Annotated in this window: 14 protein-coding genes; 7 read left to right on the top strand and 7 right to left on the bottom strand. The window is 51.3% G+C overall.

Translation table 11 applies throughout. The features are described 5' to 3' along the window. Positions 1 to 100: 100 nt before the first annotated feature. Positions 101 to 2,455 (bottom strand): PAS domain S-box protein, encoded by a 2,355-nt coding sequence (locus tag ACN0YH_RS04100; protein ID WP_417378288.1) that lies wholly within the window; start codon positions 2,453 to 2,455, stop codon positions 101 to 103. Then, positions 2,452 to 4,257, bottom strand: coding sequence for an HDOD domain-containing protein (locus ACN0YH_RS04095; RefSeq protein WP_417378287.1), 1,806 nt, complete (start codon positions 4,255 to 4,257; stop codon positions 2,452 to 2,454). Before ACN0YH_RS04095 ends, ACN0YH_RS04100 begins: the two co-directional genes overlap by 4 nt. A 735-nt stretch (positions 4,258 to 4,992) precedes the next feature. Between ACN0YH_RS04095 and ACN0YH_RS04090 the strand changes: the two genes are divergently transcribed. From ACN0YH_RS04090 to ACN0YH_RS04070, 5 genes are all read left to right on the top strand, one after another. Continuing rightward, positions 4,993 to 5,613 carry a DUF5673 domain-containing protein gene (locus ACN0YH_RS04090; protein ID WP_417378286.1) on the top strand — a complete coding sequence of 207 codons (621 nt, stop codon included), beginning with the start codon at positions 4,993 to 4,995 and terminating at the stop codon, positions 5,611 to 5,613. A 24-nt stretch (positions 5,614 to 5,637) separates the two neighbouring features. Next, a complete protein-coding gene (locus tag ACN0YH_RS04085; RefSeq protein WP_417378285.1) occupies positions 5,638 to 6,162 on the top strand; it encodes a hypothetical protein in 525 nt (174 codons plus the stop codon). Positions 6,163 to 6,218: 56 nt separating this feature from the next. Next, positions 6,219 to 6,569, top strand: a complete 351-nt coding sequence (locus ACN0YH_RS04080) for a DUF6122 family protein (protein ID WP_417378284.1) — start codon at positions 6,219 to 6,221, stop codon at positions 6,567 to 6,569. Between the two features lie 38 nt (positions 6,570 to 6,607). Further along, positions 6,608 to 6,865, top strand: a complete 258-nt coding sequence (locus tag ACN0YH_RS04075) for a hypothetical protein (protein WP_417378283.1) — start codon at positions 6,608 to 6,610, stop codon at positions 6,863 to 6,865. Between the two features lie 119 nt (positions 6,866 to 6,984). Then, complete coding sequence (locus ACN0YH_RS04070; RefSeq protein ID WP_417378282.1) at positions 6,985 to 8,955, top strand: FAD-dependent oxidoreductase; 1,971 nt, start codon at positions 6,985 to 6,987, stop codon at positions 8,953 to 8,955. Positions 8,956 to 9,014: 59 nt separating this feature from the next. Here ACN0YH_RS04070 and ACN0YH_RS04065 read toward each other — a convergent pair whose 3' ends face one another. From ACN0YH_RS04065 to ACN0YH_RS04045, 5 genes are all read right to left on the bottom strand, one after another. Next, on the bottom strand, positions 9,015 to 9,797 hold the full coding sequence (locus ACN0YH_RS04065) for a hypothetical protein (RefSeq protein ID WP_417378281.1): 783 nt from the start codon (positions 9,795 to 9,797) through the stop codon (positions 9,015 to 9,017). Between the two features lie 47 nt (positions 9,798 to 9,844). Continuing rightward, on the bottom strand, positions 9,845 to 10,666 hold the full coding sequence (locus tag ACN0YH_RS04060) for a hypothetical protein (protein ID WP_417378280.1): 822 nt from the start codon (positions 10,664 to 10,666) through the stop codon (positions 9,845 to 9,847). Positions 10,667 to 10,958: 292 nt separating this feature from the next. Next, a complete protein-coding gene (locus tag ACN0YH_RS04055; RefSeq protein ID WP_417378279.1) occupies positions 10,959 to 12,194 on the bottom strand; it encodes an exo-alpha-sialidase in 1,236 nt (411 codons plus the stop codon). Then, entirely contained in the window at positions 12,191 to 13,795 is a 1,605-nt protein-coding gene (locus ACN0YH_RS04050) for an FAD-dependent oxidoreductase (protein ID WP_417378278.1), read from the bottom strand. The genes ACN0YH_RS04055 and ACN0YH_RS04050 overlap by 4 nt, the downstream gene beginning before the upstream one ends. After that, positions 13,792 to 15,336, bottom strand: a complete 1,545-nt coding sequence (locus ACN0YH_RS04045; protein ID WP_417378277.1) for a sodium:solute symporter — start codon at positions 15,334 to 15,336, stop codon at positions 13,792 to 13,794. Before ACN0YH_RS04045 ends, ACN0YH_RS04050 begins: the two co-directional genes overlap by 4 nt. Positions 15,337 to 15,425: 89 nt before the next feature. Here ACN0YH_RS04045 and ACN0YH_RS04040 point away from each other — a divergent pair, with 89 nt between their 5' ends. After that, positions 15,426 to 16,163 (top strand): helix-turn-helix domain-containing protein, encoded by a 738-nt coding sequence (locus ACN0YH_RS04040; protein ID WP_417378276.1) that lies wholly within the window; start codon positions 15,426 to 15,428, stop codon positions 16,161 to 16,163. A gap of 380 nt (positions 16,164 to 16,543) precedes the next feature. Continuing rightward, complete coding sequence (locus tag ACN0YH_RS04035) at positions 16,544 to 16,933, top strand: hypothetical protein (RefSeq protein ID WP_417378275.1); 390 nt, start codon at positions 16,544 to 16,546, stop codon at positions 16,931 to 16,933. Positions 16,934 to 16,976: the final 43 nt, after the last annotated feature.

The following is a 16,976-nucleotide window of genomic DNA, read 5'->3' as shown; positions in this document are numbered from 1 at the left end:
ATGCGTTTTAGAACGTATCATAATTTAAGGATAGCGTCTCTCAATCTAATATCCTCGGGCCAGACTGCCCTGGAGCCGCTAAAGTAAAGCTGAAGATAGTTTAGCTGCTTTGTATGGCGTCGGTAAACAGTTCATCCATCAGCTTCTGCAGGGTATTTTGATCGAATGGTTTGGTAATAAACCGATAGCCTTCTGCCGCGAGGTTGACGTGTTTAAGCTCTGGAGTGCTGTCTCCTGTGCAAAACAGAACAGGAGGCGGCGTTCCCATTTTACAGATAATGTCGTATGCTTCGGAACCCGTCATCGTAGGCATCGAAATATCAAAAACCAACCCCTGGATGTTATGTCGTTCCCGCCGGTACATTTCTACAGCTTCACGCCCATTGTGCACTGAGATCACCTGGTATCCCAGATTTTGCAGCATGCGAACTGTGACCAGCATCACGATGGAATCGTCTTCGGCAACCAGAATTGTTTTGCTGTTTTCAGACTTATCTTTTTCAAGTGATAAATCAGTGTCATTCGTATTCTGATCCTGGTTCGAATCGGTTTTCTGAAAAAACTGGGGAATCACTATTTCGAACCGGGTTCCATTGCCAATCGTTGTTTCGAATTCAACCTGACCATCATGTTCATCAGCGGCAGAGTACACCATGGAAAGTCCCAACCCGGTTCCCTGCCCGACTTCTTTTGTCGTAAAAAAAGGATCGAAAACACGGTCTTGAATATCTTCTGGTATTCCGGTCCCCGTATCGATGACATAAAAGCCGATTTTACAACTGTCATTATCTGAAGTGATCAATCGTGTTCCGACCGTAATAGTGCCCCCTGCCGGCATGGCATCACGAGCATTCATACACAAATTCAACAATGCCTGCCCCAGGATTACCGGATTGGCCAAGATCGGTGGTAAAGAGCTGGCTAACTCAAATTTCAGTTTGATATGATCCGGCAATAATGGTCGGAGTAAAATCTGTAAGTCTTCAATCACATTTTGAGGTTCGCATTTTTCTTTCGTGATATCATCGATACGACTGAAGCGTAATAATTGCTGAGTTAGCTGTACTGCTCGATCGATGGCAATGAGACTCTCTGAAAGATCGGAATACGCGGCTGATTGAGGTGTTACCTCATCTTGTGCGAAACAGACATAACCGCGAATTGCTTGCAATAAATTGTTGAATTCATGAGCCCCTCCCCCTGCCAGTTCTCCAACCGCCTGCATCCGTCCACGACGACGCAGTTCCAGTTCTTTCAGACGCAGGGATTCACGTGCCATTTCCAGTTCTGTGATGTCAATGGAGACTTCGAGTATACCAGTCTCATCATCATGCAGCTGAAGTGGCACCTTGTTCGTGTCCAGGATTTTCTGATCACCACTAGCCGAGTCCCGGGTTTCGATCTGGTGCATCAATGGGTTTCCGGTCGCTATGACTTTGAGTTCATCTTTAAGTTGTTGTTCACCGTGATGGGTGGAAGGTTTCAGCTCAGCGTCCGTTTTTCCCAAAATGAGTTTGGGATGGTTATATCCAGAAAACTCCAGGAAATTATCATTACAACCAAGAAAGCGTAAGTCAGAGTCTTTCCAGGAAACAGAAAAGGGAATGACATTTAAAATCGTACGCAAGAGGGTGTTTTGAGAATCGAGAAGTTGCTGGGTTCGCTTCTGCCGGGAGATATCAAGGTGTACTCCTACCACCCGTGTCGGGTTACCAACTCCATCCCGCGCAACAACCTGCCCCCGCGCCATCGTCCAGCGATACTGATCGTGGTCGCATAAAATACGATGCTCCGAAATAAAATAATCCAGCTTGTCAATTGTGACCGCTGCCAGTTGCTGTGTAAACTGATTGACATCTTCAGGATGTATACGTTTTACCCAGGACTCCAGATTATGCTCGAGGGTTTCAAATTCTGCTCCTACCAGATTTCCCCAGCTTTTATCGAAAACAAGCTTATCTTCGGCAGGACTCCAGTCCCAACTTCCAACCTGACCACCCGCAAATGCGAGTAAGAGACGCTCCGAGTTTTCGATGGCCCGGTTATTGGCTTCAATCAATTTGTTCTGAAATTCCACACTTGATGTCACATCAGTCAGAATCGCCATATAGCCGGTCAGGATTTCGTTCTCGTAGAGCGGCTGACATTCAATATAGTTCCAATACTTCTGGCCGGTTTTTGTATAATTTAATACGGCTTTTGAGAATGGTTCATTGCTGGCAATGGCCTTTCTCATACTGTCTACGTCTTCCTGGTCTGTTTCCGGACCTTGTAGCAAACGACCAGGATGTTTACCTTGAACCTCGGCAAAACTGTAACCAGTCGTTCGCTCAAAGCTTTGATTTACCCAGGTGATCTGACAGTTGACGTCAGTAATGACAACCGCATTGACCGTTTTTTCAATCACCTGGGTGAGGGTGTTGATATTAATCGAATTATTTGTGAATGTACTCATACCGGTTGTTGATCACTCTGCTGGAGTTGATTAACGATTGCTTCCAGTTCGCTGGGTTCCAGGGGAGGCGTTCGTAGAATATCAGTCATCTGGTTTGTTTTTTCGATGGCAGTCAGAAATACGTCTTGCGCTTCCATTCTGCTTTTCTGATAATATTCTGCCAGCAGATTATTCAATTTAAGAATCCGCTGTGGGACAGGTTGGTCACACATCTCGGCAAATGCTTCCGCAAGGCGCATACAGCGTACCAGGCCCTGCGACATAATCGGCAACTTAATATCATCATCCTGAAGATGATGAGCATAGACGGGTTGTACGATCGAAAAGGGAAATCCCCAGGATTGCAAGACAGCCGCAGATACCATTCCATGGTCTGTGTTTGTGACCAGATTTTCCGAAGTCGTAAATTGCAAAGTCGGTATTTTTCGCACTCGTTTAATGACTCTCTCAAAGTAGACTTCTCCATAATGTTCAGCCTGCACGAGAATCCCAATGTCCTGTATAATTCCCAGTAAATATGCCGTTTCGGGCGGGACATTTTCGTAAAAGCGTGCAATCGACTCTGCAGTTGCTGCGATGAGTGAAGTCCTTTTCAAATACCAGTTTCGAAAGTCGTCTGCCCAAGGCATCATCAGTTTTGAACGCACTGTTCTTAATCCTAACGAGAGGCAGATGGAAATTGCCTGTCGAGGCCCCAGTAGAGTAATGATCCCTTTGAGATCTTTCTGTTTGGAGGTTGACGCGACTTGAGATGAGTTAGCGACCTTAATAAGTTCGGAAGTGAGACGCGGATCAGTCTCAATCTCACTCACAAGCTGGGGGATCGAAATGTCAAGCGTCGATTGTGTCGCGTGTTCTGCAAGCCTGGTAAGAACGTGTGGAATAGGAGGTACATCACTAAACTCAGTCACCAGCCTGCGGGCTGCAGGATCGATTACCAGGCAATGTTGAGATAAGCGAGATAGATAGGCGTACGCCATATTCAGGAGATCTTTTTCATCAGTATCGAGCTCCATTAATTTCTCAACTCCCTCACACTCTTCGATATTCAGTCGGTTGAGTGCTGCTTTATCTCCTCGTAAGAATGCGGGTATATTAATTAAATCTGAGTGAAGCCGTTCTACGATTTGATTCCCTCGCAGAAAACCGGATATTTCCTGATCGACAATCAGCAGATCGATTCTTTTTTCGTTTACAATTTCCAGCAAGTGGTCTGTACTGAGGGCAATGATGACATTGAGTGGGCTACCGGCGGCTGCCAGTGATACGTTGCGGCAGAAGGTCGTATCCGGACTGAGAATCACGACGTTATTTTTGGAACTGGATGAGGCTGTTGAAGGGGGTGAGGACGGAGTCTCTACAGCCGTTTCCTGTGGAGCGGCATCTGATTTTTCTTTCAGGAAACGCAGCATGTCCTGAGAAAACGTTTTGTAATCAATTGGTTTATGGTAGAGATGCGTAATCCCCCGTTTCTTCAGGTCTTGTTCAATGCGGGGTTCTGCGATACCAGTCAGCACACAAATCAGTGGTGTTTTCTTCTGATTGCCCAGTAGTTGAATACAGAAGGCATGCCCATTCGTTTCTGGCATTTTTAGATCTGTGATGACCAGGTCGTAATCATGTTGTTCACAGAAAAGCAGCGCTGACGCACCATCTTCAGCGGTATCACAGTGAAAGCCAACTTGCGTTAAAGCACGCGCCAGGAGTTGTCTTAAAGACGGTTCATCATCTACGATGAGCGCATGGTGTATAAATGACTTAATGTGAACATTCTCCTTGAATGTCTGTGGTGAAGATAACAATTATCGCACTAAAAAACTTCATCGTCATTCGTTAAGGGGACGGCACATTTCAAGACAAATTCAATACGAATAAGTCAAAAATAGGAGACACTAAATCTAATTATGATGATTTAAACTTCTTCTCGATTACCTCTAGAATGAAGTTTTGGAGGCGATGCAGAATGGACGCGGGAAACACCTGTAATTGTTTAATCTGAAATGAGGGAATTGCCTTGTTGAAGTGTAGGGTTTTTCTCCTACGACATGTTGTCTGGTATCATCCATATCCTGTTTTAAATGTTAACTGTTTCTCTTTCCAAACCATGATTCACTTCAGGCGGAAACTTTCTGAGATGCCAACTATTCGAAATTACGTTGCGAGATTAACCATCGACACTTGTGAGATCGAGGCACATCAAGTTTTGATAGGTTTTTTTATACCATGCATGGTATTTCGATCAGACTGAGAACAACCTGTTTCAGAACTGATCTTACTGAAGGCATTGATCACTTTAGAAGTAACAGGGAATGCGGCTGTCCCGAGTCATTCTCATTATTTAATTGACAGGTTGAATGAGTCTGGTATCTTGATGATATGTTCAGGTTTCGGGTCTGGCGGGCATCACGTTTAACCATAACGTCTCTCAAATATGTGATACTTGGTCGAAAAAAAACTCCAGGAGACGCGACAGTCAAACTGAACACAGTCTGGTGTTGATATTCTTGATAATTCCAGCTTGTAATGAGAGTGATTTCATGAAAATGAAGATCAATAAAAGCCAGGGGAAGTGGGAAAACGGGAAAACCGTTCCCCTGATTCTGATCGGAATCGTTGTGGTTCAAAGCACTCTGGCATTTCTCATTTCGTATATTTTTCAGATCCGCTTTGGTGATGGAATTATCTATTCAGGAATCATAATTGGCTATCCCTGTTTTTTCTGGTTTCTGATCTCCTGGATCAGGTCACTCAGGGACTGTGGATCGACACTGCTTGATTTTGGGCGACCACGAGTCGAGCCTGCTTCGATCTTGCTGGCGATACTGTTGTTACCAGCTGCTGTGCTGAGTCTCTTTGACATGTCTGAAAATGGTCGGGGAACAATCATGGGAGTATTCCTCCTCTTCATTCCCGTGACGACTTTCATCATTTCATCAGGCCGGTTGCAAATCGTTGAAAACGGAATCTGGCATCATGCCACTCTGTTGAAGTGGAAAGATATTACCGGTTACTGCTGGACGGGTACTGAGAATACACAATTGATGCTGCAGTCCGGGAAAACGTTTTTCAAGGGGGCGGGGATTCCCCTGCCCGTACCACCGGAGCAGAAAGCAGTGGTCAACGAATTGCTGCAGAAACATCTCCCTGCTGGAAGCTGAATTCTTTTTCGAAGGATCAATGCGATGAATCGAACACGTGCTTTAAAGTTCTCACTTATTTTGTGGATCGGATTAAGTCTTTCGCTTTCTTCCACAACTGCACAAGCGGAAACAAAAGCGGCTGGTAAAAAAAGTCTTGGTGGCTCCGGTGAAATGATTCAACTGAATCTGCCTGCCGAACAGCGGGAGCTAAGTGGGATTCGCATTCATGGCTCGCGTTATGGCACGGCAAAACCCCCGCAGGAACGTTTTCTGATCTACGTTCTGAATCAGGACCTGACCGAGGTCGTCGCCACAGAGATGGCTCCGTATGCGCTGTTTGAACGGGGAGCCGAGCAATGGGTGGAGATCAAATTCCCGAAACCGGTTACCGTGCCCGCAGATGCCTGGATCGCCGTCGATTTTCGCGCGGGACGAACGAAAGGCGTCTATGTCAGCTATGATGACAGCACCGAGGGAAGTCGTTCCCGTATTGGTCTGCCCGGGATCAGACCCAAGCCAACCGGCTTTTCCGGAAACTGGATGATTGAACCAATCCTCGTACCCTAATATGATAACGACTTCGAAGTTGTCGTTGTTTAAAGGTCGAAGGATTTACCGCGCTCATGGAAGCTGTTCCGGATGTCGTGCGGCATCTGATTCATTACTCGTGTCACCTGCTCATCCCCTTTCTGATTGCGCGCCTGTTCTGGAAGGAACACTGGGTGCAGGCGGGGTTGATTATGCTGGCGACGATGCTGATCGACGTCGATCACCTGCTGGCTGATCCGATCTTCGATCCGCACCGCTGCAGCCTGGGGTTTCATCCGCTGCATACCTGGTGGGCGGCGGCCGTCTATGCGGCACTACTCTGTATTCCCTCCTGGCGCTGGCGGGCGGTCGCGGTGGGCTGTCTGTGGCATCTGGCGACGGACGGGATCGACTGTCTGCTGGGCGGGCATTGTCTGTTTTGTTGATCGGATTTGTTCCAGATACTCTCTACGGAGGACTGACTATGTATGAGCAGATCGCGCGTGAGAGTTCTTCAACGGAAGCGGCTCTCGAGAAGCTGCAACGCGCGGGAGCGGGGCCAATTGAGGCGATCAAGGCTCTGCGCGCCGGGCGGGGACTCTCGCTGGCAGAAGCCAAGGAGCGACTGCATCAGTCCCCTGCCTGGAGCACAGAGGCCCGGAATGCCGAGTTATTGCATGAGGCTTTATGGAAGGCTCTGGGGGATCAGGACCAGCAGGATACAGGGGGAGATGAGGATTGAACCAGGTTTCGATTTCTCAAGAACCTTAAGCATGGTGTTGCTTCGTTCGGCGTCCGACGGTAAACCATAAGGATTGTTTACTCCTGCTCAAACTGATCCTGCAAATCTGGTCTGCCATCATGAATATTTTCTGCCAGCGACAATGTATTATTCTGTCGATCCTGAGTCTGGTCGCCTTTTCCGGAACAAATACTGCTGTTGCACAGCCTGAAACAGTGGAAGCGGATGTCTGTATTTACGGGGCGACTCCCTCGGGGATTCTGGCGGCGGTCGCGGTGCAGCGTGCGGGGCGGTCGGCTGTGATTGTGGAGCCGAGCCGCTGGGTGGGGGGCATTCTGGGATCGGGGCTCAAGCCGATGCAGGACTGTCCCAACTATGCGGCGACCGGGGGGATGACCCGGGGGCTGTTGAAAAGCCTGGGGCAGCCGAACTGGACTGGAGATCGAACTGAGAACCGCCGCGTGCTGGCGGAGATCAGCCCGAAGAGAATTCGCGAAGATTTTCAGAAACTGCTCGCGGAGCACAAAATCAGGGTGATCTTCAATCATCGTATAGCCGGTTGTACGCAGCAGGCGGGAGACAAAACAGCGATTCAAGCGGCTCTGTTTGACCGAGCTCCCTTTGACGAACTGGGGACGCCTGTCGTGGAACCCGAAGCCCGCGAGGCGTTACGTGTCGCAGCGAGGGTCTATATTGATGCCAGTTACGAAGGGGATCTGCTGGCGAAAGCGGGCGTCTCGTATCGCGTCGGACGGGAATCGGTGGAAGAGTTTGGCGAGGAATTCGCCGGTGTGCAGCCCCCAGTGGGGTTGACTCCCGTGGATCCGTTTCAGACGCCCGGCGATCCGAATAGCGGCCTGCTCTGTGGCGTGGAAAAAGATCATGGGAAGCCGTTGGGGGCGGCGGACGATTACACGCAGGCGTACAATTTTCGGTATTACACGACCAGCGATCCCGCACATCGGGCTCCGTTTGGTGTGCCTAAGGATTACCGGGCGGAAGATTATGAACTCGTCGGCCGATATGTGGAATATCTGAAACAGCAGCATCCCCGGGAGAAGGACCTGCGGCAACGGCTGATCGGGATCTTTCCGGGCTGGAAGAATTCGGGCGAGTGGAATTATCAGCGGAGCTCGCTGATTTCGATGTCGCCGGTGGGCATCAGCCGGTTTTATGCCGACGGTGATGTCGCGGCACACGTAAAGATCTGGCAGGCGCACCGGGACTATTTGAGCGGCTTGCATCATTTCATGAGTTCCGATGCCCGTGTGCCTGAGTTTTATCGTCAGGAAGTGGCCGAACTTGGACTGGATAAACGCCCTCACCCAGAGACGGCCGGCTGGCCGCATCAGTTGTATGTGCGTGTGTCAAGACGCCTGGCGGGGCGATACACTGTGACGGCACACGATGTCTATAACAAGACAGAGATCGAGGACCCGATCTGTCTGGCACAGTATGGGATTGACGTGTACCCGGTTCGGCGGATCTGGTTGCAGGAGAAGGGGCAAACCATGGTCGGACTGGAAGGCAAGATGTTTGTCGGCGGTTCCAAGGGGCCGACGAATCAGCCCTACCCGATTGCTTATCGGGCGATCACGCCGAAGCAGGAAGAATGCACGAACCTGCTGGTACCGGTCTGTTTTTCGGCGACGCACCTGGGGTACGCTTCGGCCAGGATGGAGCCGGTATTTATGATCTGCGGCGAGTCGGCGGGGATCGCGGCTTGCCAGGCTCTGGCGGAAAACTGTGCCGTGCAGGACATCGATGCGAAAGCCTATCGACAGGCCCTGGAGCGGGCCGGGCAGAAACTGGTATGGGATCCCGCGATGGATCGGCCTGATTCGGGGATGGGGAAGGCAGCAGATCGCTATTCGATGGCGGGGCTGCTCCGGGAATGTGATACGGATAACAACGGTACGGTATCCCAGACTGAATGGAGTGAGAAAAAATCGCCTTATGAGTGGCTGTTCGAGATCATTGATACCAGCAAGGATGGCCAGATTGTTGCCAGCGAATACCAGGCGTTTCAGGAGTATAAAGCGAAGCATTCGGACTGGCAGAAACGGATTAAAACCGCAGGCCTGAAGTGATTTCACGGGAGGCCTGCGGATCGCGTTCAGGTTTTGTCTTGAATGTGTGTGTGGATGACTTAATTTGTTTTTTGATTGTTCAACCACTCAAAAAACAGCAAGGTCATCACGAGTCCTAACACAGTAAAGTTATCAGACCAGTCTTTGCCGTCGTTTATCTGAATCAGATATTTTCCCCATGGGGTGTCCTCAGCAGAGAATAAAATCTCTGAGAAGGATATAAAAGCCCAAGGTGTGATAACTCCGGCAACCATCGTGCGATAGTAGAACCTTGGGTTTTTGAAGAATACAGTGAGAAAAACGACAACCAATACTAATAATGCAATTTTAAAAACCGGATGTGGAACATAGAAGATGGCGAACGTAGCGGCAGCGCCCAAAATGCTGATGCCGAAACTGATGATTCCCCATTTTATTGTGGGGTCGATTTCTGCTTTTTTCTTTTGGGGTCTCAGTCCGATGGTAACTGCACTGACAAAGAAAAAGAAAACCATGCCCGCGCAGATGCTGATCGTACTGTTTAAGATCAACGGTTGAAGCATAAGGAATTCTCTCAGTGAAGTGAAAGAAGGGAAGCTGATTACAAAAGCAGGTTTCAGGGCTGAAGTCAGAAAAATAAAAGCAAAGATCGAGATCGCACAAAAAAAGACATACCATTTCCGGCTTTTCTTTTTTTCTTCGACTTTTAAATTCTTCCCCTTTGAATCGACATAGACATAACCGGTTAAAGCACCGATGGCTCCCGCGGCCTGGATGAATGATTGCAGACGCGATGAATCTGTAACGGCAGGAATCAGAAAAACAACCGTCGCAAAGGCAACAAGATAAAGGATAAAATGCATCTATTGCTTCTCGAACTATTCTTGCAATAAAAATCAGCTAGTAAGATTTAATTCTTTAACTCGACATAGGCAGGCGCACTTGTGGAGACAAGTTTTTTTTCTCCTTCAACAATTGAAAGAAGAAGAGACCTTTGGATTTTATATCTATTAAAATCCGAGTTGACGGAATACTTAGTTTCCCTGGAAACTTTAACTGGCTCGATATTTAGTTTCTGATTCAATGACTTATCCGCTGGTATCTCCCAGAGAATTCCAAGTCCGTTCTTCTCTTTATTCTCTGTACCAGAAACTTGTATCTGATATTGGTTGAAATCTTTTCCCAATACTTCAAACGTGTATTTCACGCCGTTTCCTTTTATATCTCCAATTTCGGATTTCACACCAATGTTGAATGAAAGTGGTTCATTGTTTTGGCGCATTACGGTACCGCGTAGAATTGTAATTAAAGGACGAGGTCTTTCTGCAACTTCCGTTTCTGGTGGTTTGGATCGATAGGCAGTGATCTTTTCTTTAAATTCATCTTTGTTTACACCATAGGACAGCTGGGAATTCATTCGATGTATTTTGTCTTCGGAGAGTTTGATACTTTCCACCCAGGTACACGACTTGTTTGCTTGGTTACAGGCGGAGAGGTCAACATTCAAAAATATTTCATTGTCATCTTCCCACTTAACCGGTGATAAAACTCCCCCCGGAGAGTTCCGCACTCGGTAGATTCGACAGCCATTTCCTACTCCAGACTGGTATTGAATCTGGTAACCACCCTGGTTCGTTTTACCAATCTGCGTTAAATCCTGCAGTTTGCATTCACTGTCTGAGGGGACACCCATCAATACGAGGGTTGCCAGGGTTGTGAGAATCGGAGACATGAAAATTTCCTCCCATAAAGTCATGGCAAAAAGAGATGGCATGAATTTGCTAACAGTGTTAGTTTTCTGGTGGTGGACATTATGTACCATTCTAGTCAGAATAAATTTTGGTAGACAAGTAGTAACGTAAACAAATAGTGTTTTTATCACGAAATGAATCATAAGCCTGGAATGCTATGATTAGGGAACCTAGCCAGTGTCCAGGTTTTCTTTAGCGACTCCAAGGCCATTTGGTCCGAGTATATTAGATTGAAACACGCTATTGTAAAATGTGACGCGCTTTAGTTGTGATCTATTTCAACAGGGCATCGATATCGGCAAGTTTCACGCGGAAGACTTCGGTCTGCAGCTTGTTGCGTGAGAAGGCAATATAAAGGTAACCGTCATGCTCGATGACGTGCGGGTATTGCAGACTGGCGATGCCGGCACTGAATTTCTTCTTCAGCGAGGCAATTTCTGCGGGGAGTTCGGCCGGTGAGGGAATCTCCAGCTTCGCCAGGCGGGTGAAGGTTTTGTTGTCGGGACTGACTGCGAGGTGGAGTTCGCGGCGGTTGACCTGGGGATTTGCATTGAGGACGAGTACGCGATAGCCGTGGCTGGTGGCCAGCGAAAACAGTTTGCTTTTGGCGTTGGGGAAATTGGAGATGACCGGGGTGTCCCAGGTGCGACCTTCGTCTTTGGAAGTCGAGAAGAAGAGCCGCTGCGATTTGCCGTTATCGCGGAAGAGTGCATACAGACTATTGTCGGGCAGGACCCAGAAGATCGGTTCGTCGGGACGGAAACCAGAGACCTGTTTGACACCCACGACGGGAAAGGACTGCCAGTCGTTGAGGGCTTTGACGCCGCCGATCAGCACGCTGACATTGAACCGCGAATCGCGGCGGGTCAGAATCCAGTTGTCGGAAGGCAGCTTCTGCGGGGGGAAGTTGTTGATGGCATTGTCGTAGAGCTGGCCCTCATAGACCCACTTGTCCTGCTGGGGGGCCCAGCGGTAGGCAACCAGTTCCAGGTGCTTTTTGTCCGGGGGGCCGAAGGCACCGTGTCCCTGGTATTTTGCTGCTAATGTCAGCAGCTGACCATCGCGGAGCCAGAGTCCGCGGGCGATGAAGGCGTGGGGCTTTTCGGGAGTGCCGGTGACTGATTTTGCTTTGCTCCAGTGCAGTCCATCGACACTGGTGGCATATTTGATTTCCTGAGTCGGTTCGTCTTCGATGCGGGGGCCGTCGCTCCAGATGCACCAGAACTTGCCGTCATGATAGATAAGGTAGTTATGCAGGTTCAGCCGCAGGTCGCGGAGGTCGATTTTGTCTGATTTCCGGGGATAAGGCCCTGGGGCCGCCGGGTTAATGATGGCGTGTTCGCCTTTCAGTCTCGGGAGACTTTGATAATCAATAGCCGCGGGATCGGTGCCGGAACCGGGGAGATTCAATACCGGGACCGGTGTATCTGGTTGCTCTTCTGCAGCGGCAGGAACGAGAGCAGCGGTGGTCGAGGCCAGAAGGGTGAGCGTATAAATCAGTTGTTTCATGACTGGGGTTCCCTGGTGGAAGCGTGGTTGAGTTCAGTTTGATGTTTCAGGATCTGACCATCGCTGGCCAGTTGCTGTTGCAGTTCGTGAATCGGAATATTACGGGGCGTACACTGTTGCTGAATCGCCAGATGGGCGGCAACGCCGGCGGCCTGACCGAGGGCCATCCAGGTTGGTTCCATTCGAATCGAAGAAAAGGCGACGTGCGTGGTTGAGGCTGCCACCGGGACGAGGAGTCCGTCGATGGTCCTCGGTACCATGATCCGATAGGGGATCTCATAGGGGCGGGTAATCTGGTCCAGCATACCCAGGTAACCTTCGAGGACGATGGTATCGTCTGGTTGTCTGGGCTGGCAGGGGAAACTGTCGATAGGGAATTCGCCGACAGCGATGGTATCGGCGAAGGTTTCGATTTCTGCCTGGTCGATCCCCTGCTCCGGCTGATGAGTGATGTGCCGTTCTGTGAGGGTGAATTCTCCCTGGAGGCGACGGCCCTCGCGGATGTAGAGCTGCCAGGGGAAATGTCGGTTGTCGGTGAATTCATCTAGCGGGAGATGATATTGTCGGGCAATCTCGCGCTGTTCTGCCGGTATCTGTTTGTCGTGTTGCAGGAACCAAAGCAGACCGAGGGTGTGATTGCGGATGCGGGTGGAGATAGCGGTGCGGGTGGCGGAATCTCCGGTGATATAACCGCGGTTCAGTTCCGGAAAGGGGAAGCCGAGCGGACGCGGGTTGATGTTGACGTCGGTTTTGTGATTGGGGAGTGGTGTGACGCTGAGGGCGCGGACCAGCGTGTTAAAGTGTGCCGGTTCGTAACCCCGGCCCGGTTTGAGCTGCCGCGGACCGGCCAGACGTCCTGCGGCCAGATCGTCGAAGTAGCCGAGGTAGTGGCGGCGGTCGTAGTCAGCAGGCGGCTCTGTCAGAGGGACTGCGTTCGCGGGATCGGTGGTCAGGCAGAGACGGTACGTGTAGGCGGGGAGTCGGTCGTCGCCCTCTCCGGTGCTGCCGGGAAGAAACTGTTGTCGCTGGTAGTCGAAGTAAATCTGACCGGCGTGGGGTTCGTCGAATTCGTCGCGGGCTTCGCGTCCCAGTCGAAAGTCGGCACCAGCGGCGGCGAAGAGATCGCCTTCATACGTGGCGTCGAGGAAGACCTGCGCGCGGACGGTGATGCGTTCTCCCATCGGGCTGAGAATGTCGATTGCCGTCAGTCGATTTTCGCTGGTGGTGGCGGAGTCGAGAGAGTGAGTGGTGAGGATGGTGATCTGCGGTTGTGCTTTGAGCATGTCGTGGAAAACGGTTTCGGCGACGGAGGGCTCAAAGTAGTAACCGTTCTGACAGAGTGTGATGTCTTCGGAATCGGGGGCGTAGCGATTGAGGTAGTACTGGTGGATGCGCTGTGTGAACTCCTGAAACAGGCCGCCGATCAGGTGGCGGCGTTCGACGTCGCTTTTGCCCAGGCCGCTGGTGGACATGCCGCCGAGGTGGGCCTTGGGTTCGATCAATAGAACACTTCGTCCGAGTCGGGCAGCAGCGATGGCGGCGGCAATGCCGCCGGGGGTGCCTCCCAGGATGGCGATCTCGGTCTGCAGGGGTGTGCTCATGGCTGTTGCTCCTGCGTCCAGACGGTCAGGCCGGTGAGATCACGGGGGTTGGGACCGCGGAAGAGGCTGATCAGCAGGGCCAGCGAAATGAAGGCCAGATTGACGAACAGGCCGACCCAGTAGGTGTGCATGTGAAGCGACCACTGCTCGGGCAGCCAGCCGCCGGTGCTCAGGCCGAGATAGAGGTTGACCAGAATCGCTCCGAGCAGACCAATGACGGCGGCAGTATTATCAACGCGGCGGGTGAAAAAGCCGAGCATGAACAGGCCGAGCAGACAGCCGCCAAAGACGGAAGCGATGATCCAACTGAGGTCATTCATACTTTCTTTCTCGACGGAACTGAAGAAGACGGCACCGCCGATCATGGCGGCTGAGGCCAGGACGGCGATCAGGCGAGCGAACTGCAGGTAAAAGCGGTCATCTTTGCCCGGGGCGAGCCAGGGTTTGAGCAGATCAACCGTGGTGACGGTGGCGATGGAGTTGATCGAGGAGTCGAGGCTGGACATGGCAGCCGCGAGCACTCCCGATATAACGAGCCCGGCCAGACCCGCGGGGACCTGCGTGAGGATGAACCAGGGAAAGACTTCATCGGCCTGGAGGTTGGCGACTGCGGATTCTGGAAAGATGCGATAGAAAACGAAAACGCAGGTGCCGACGAGGAAGAAGAAGGACCAGGTCAACACGGCCAGGACAGAGTAAATAGTGGTCGCTTTGCGGGCTTCGCGGAGGCTACGGGAGGCGATGAAACGCTGGACGACGTTCTGATCGCTGGAGTAAATCGTCAGCCAGTTGAGCAGACCCAGCAGAGAGACGGTCCAGAAGGTGCGTTCGGTCAGGTTGAAGTCAAACGACCCGATGCCGAACTTGCCTTGAGCGGAGCCGACTTCGAAGACCTGGGCCAGTCCGCCGGGCAGACGCGTGACGATGATCGTGAAACAGAGGATGCCCCCCAGCCAGAGGACGATGGTCTGAATGACGTCGGTCCAGATGACGGCTTCGATCCCGCCGGCGATGGTGTAGAAGGAGATGAAAATGCCGACGCCAACGATCACGAGACGGATATCCCAGCCGGTGAGCAGGCTGACCGGAATCGATACCAGGAAGAGGACTTTTCCGAGTCGGATCAGCTGAAGCAGAATGAAACTGAGGGTGCCGTAGAGACGGGGGATGGTACCGTAACGGTCGCCGAGGTATTCGAAAGCACTGGTGGTGTTCCCACGACGAAAGAAGGGAATGAAGACGATAATGGCCAGTACCGCGACGAAAGGTAAGGTGAGGTTCGAGATCAACTGTCGCCAGTCGAGTGCGAAGGCGGCCGCCGGGAAGGCGAGGAACGTGACCGAGCTGATCGAAGTACCCAGCATGGAGAGGCCGATGGCCCAGCCAGGAAAATTGCGATCGCCGAGGAAGTAGTGTTCGGTCGACTGATTCCGCCGGGAAAACCAGATCCCCATCCCCGCCATGAGCGTGAGATAGACGACAATCACCGCCAGATCGAGCGGGCGAAAGTGAACCGAATTGGCGAGGGGCACTGATAACATAATCGGCCATCCTACTGTTGACGATCCCGCTGCGGAATAGGAGAATCGGTTATTTATATGTCAAAAATGATCATGGGGACGTGGCTGTGATGGGAAGTTCTTTTCAGTATATTGCGAGCAGCCGGGTACGGTTTCACCAGGAACTGCATCTGCGGCCCCGACGGGTTTCGCATTACCGGTTTCTGTATGTGGAGGCGGGCTGCGGTGAATTTACCATTGCCGATGAGTCGTTTGAAGTCTCCTCAGGCTGGCTGGGGTTGTTGGCACCTGGAGTACGGGAGAACCGGTATTCCGGGCGGGAGCCGGTCTCGTATCTGTTCGTCGAATTTCAGGCGGCGGCACGGCTGACTGAAGAACGAGCGGTCCCCTTCCCTGGCCAGGAGCCACAGCGGTCGGCGCTGATTGGTTTGTTGAAAACGATCCAGGCGGAGCAGGCAGATGCGGGGGGCTGTCTGCTGGCGGCAGCGGTACGGCTGATGTTTCCACAGGCCGACAGAGAGACGCAACGACGGTTGGATGATCGGCTGCGGAAGGTGGTGCGGCTGATTGAAGCGGCTCCGGATCAGAATCATCGGATCAGCGATCTGGCGGAGACCGCCGGTCTTTCGGAGCCGCATCTGAGGCGGTTGTTTCGCGAGCAAATGGAAGAGAGTCCCAAACAGTTTTTGAGACGAACTCGCATGGAATTCGCCCGGCGGCTGATGCAGCAGGAGGGGCTGCGCGTGGGAGAAGTCGCGCACCTGCTGGGATTTGCGAGTGTCTTTCAGTTCTCGGCCCAATATCGACAGGTGCTGGGGCATCCGCCTTCGGCGGATCGGGGGATGTGAAAAGTACATTGTACAGAAAATGCTTGCAGTCATAGGTCTTGAGTGCTACTTTGAAGCTGGCACTATTCTCGATCGATGCATGACAATTTCGCAGTTTTTATGACTGTGTTACAAGGGGAATCTGTCTGATCCGTAATCACGGTTCTCATTTTGTTTGCTGGCACACTCGCTGTGATTTCGTGTCGTCTTTTCTCATGTATGCAAATGGAATCTACAGGAGTCGCGAAATGATCGTTCCTGATACAGACTATGAAGTCTTAAGTCAGTCCCAGACGGTGCGCGAGTTGTTAAGTCGCCTGTCGCACTTTGTCGAGGCACCGTGATCCTGACTAAGTTTCTGAAAACAATGTAGTTTCTAATATCACACTGAAGGGGAAATCATGATAGGCCGTTTGGAAGATAAAACGGATCCGTTCATTGAGGCGGTCACAGCTGACCCGCGGTGGGTACTGGAAGACGAACTGATGGTGCAGGTGCTGGGTTTTACACTATATGGTTATGCGTTCGGTCTGGGCCGGATCGTCAATTTAATGGATGTGGAAGACATCAATGCCAGTGTGGCGGGACAACTGGCGGCACTGGGAGTGGGACCCCAATATGCCCAGGGGCTGGCCGAGGCTGCATTCGAATGTTTCACCAACGAAGCAGATCAGTCGGTGCATTCACAGCTGGTGAATATCGGGCATTCGCATATTGCTTCCGAAGATTTAAGCGAGTGCGTGGAATCAATTTTTCAGAACACGGAAACCCTGCGAGAGCAGGTACAATAGTCCTGCTGGTTCGGAACAGACACGGAATCTCTGTTTTTCGTAG

It is taken from the genome of Gimesia sp. (assembly GCF_048262075.1).
Lineage (GTDB): Bacteria > Planctomycetota > Planctomycetia > Planctomycetales > Planctomycetaceae > Gimesia.
The sequence above is the reverse complement of the archived record's forward strand: the minus strand, read 5'-3'. Positions and strand labels throughout refer to the sequence as shown.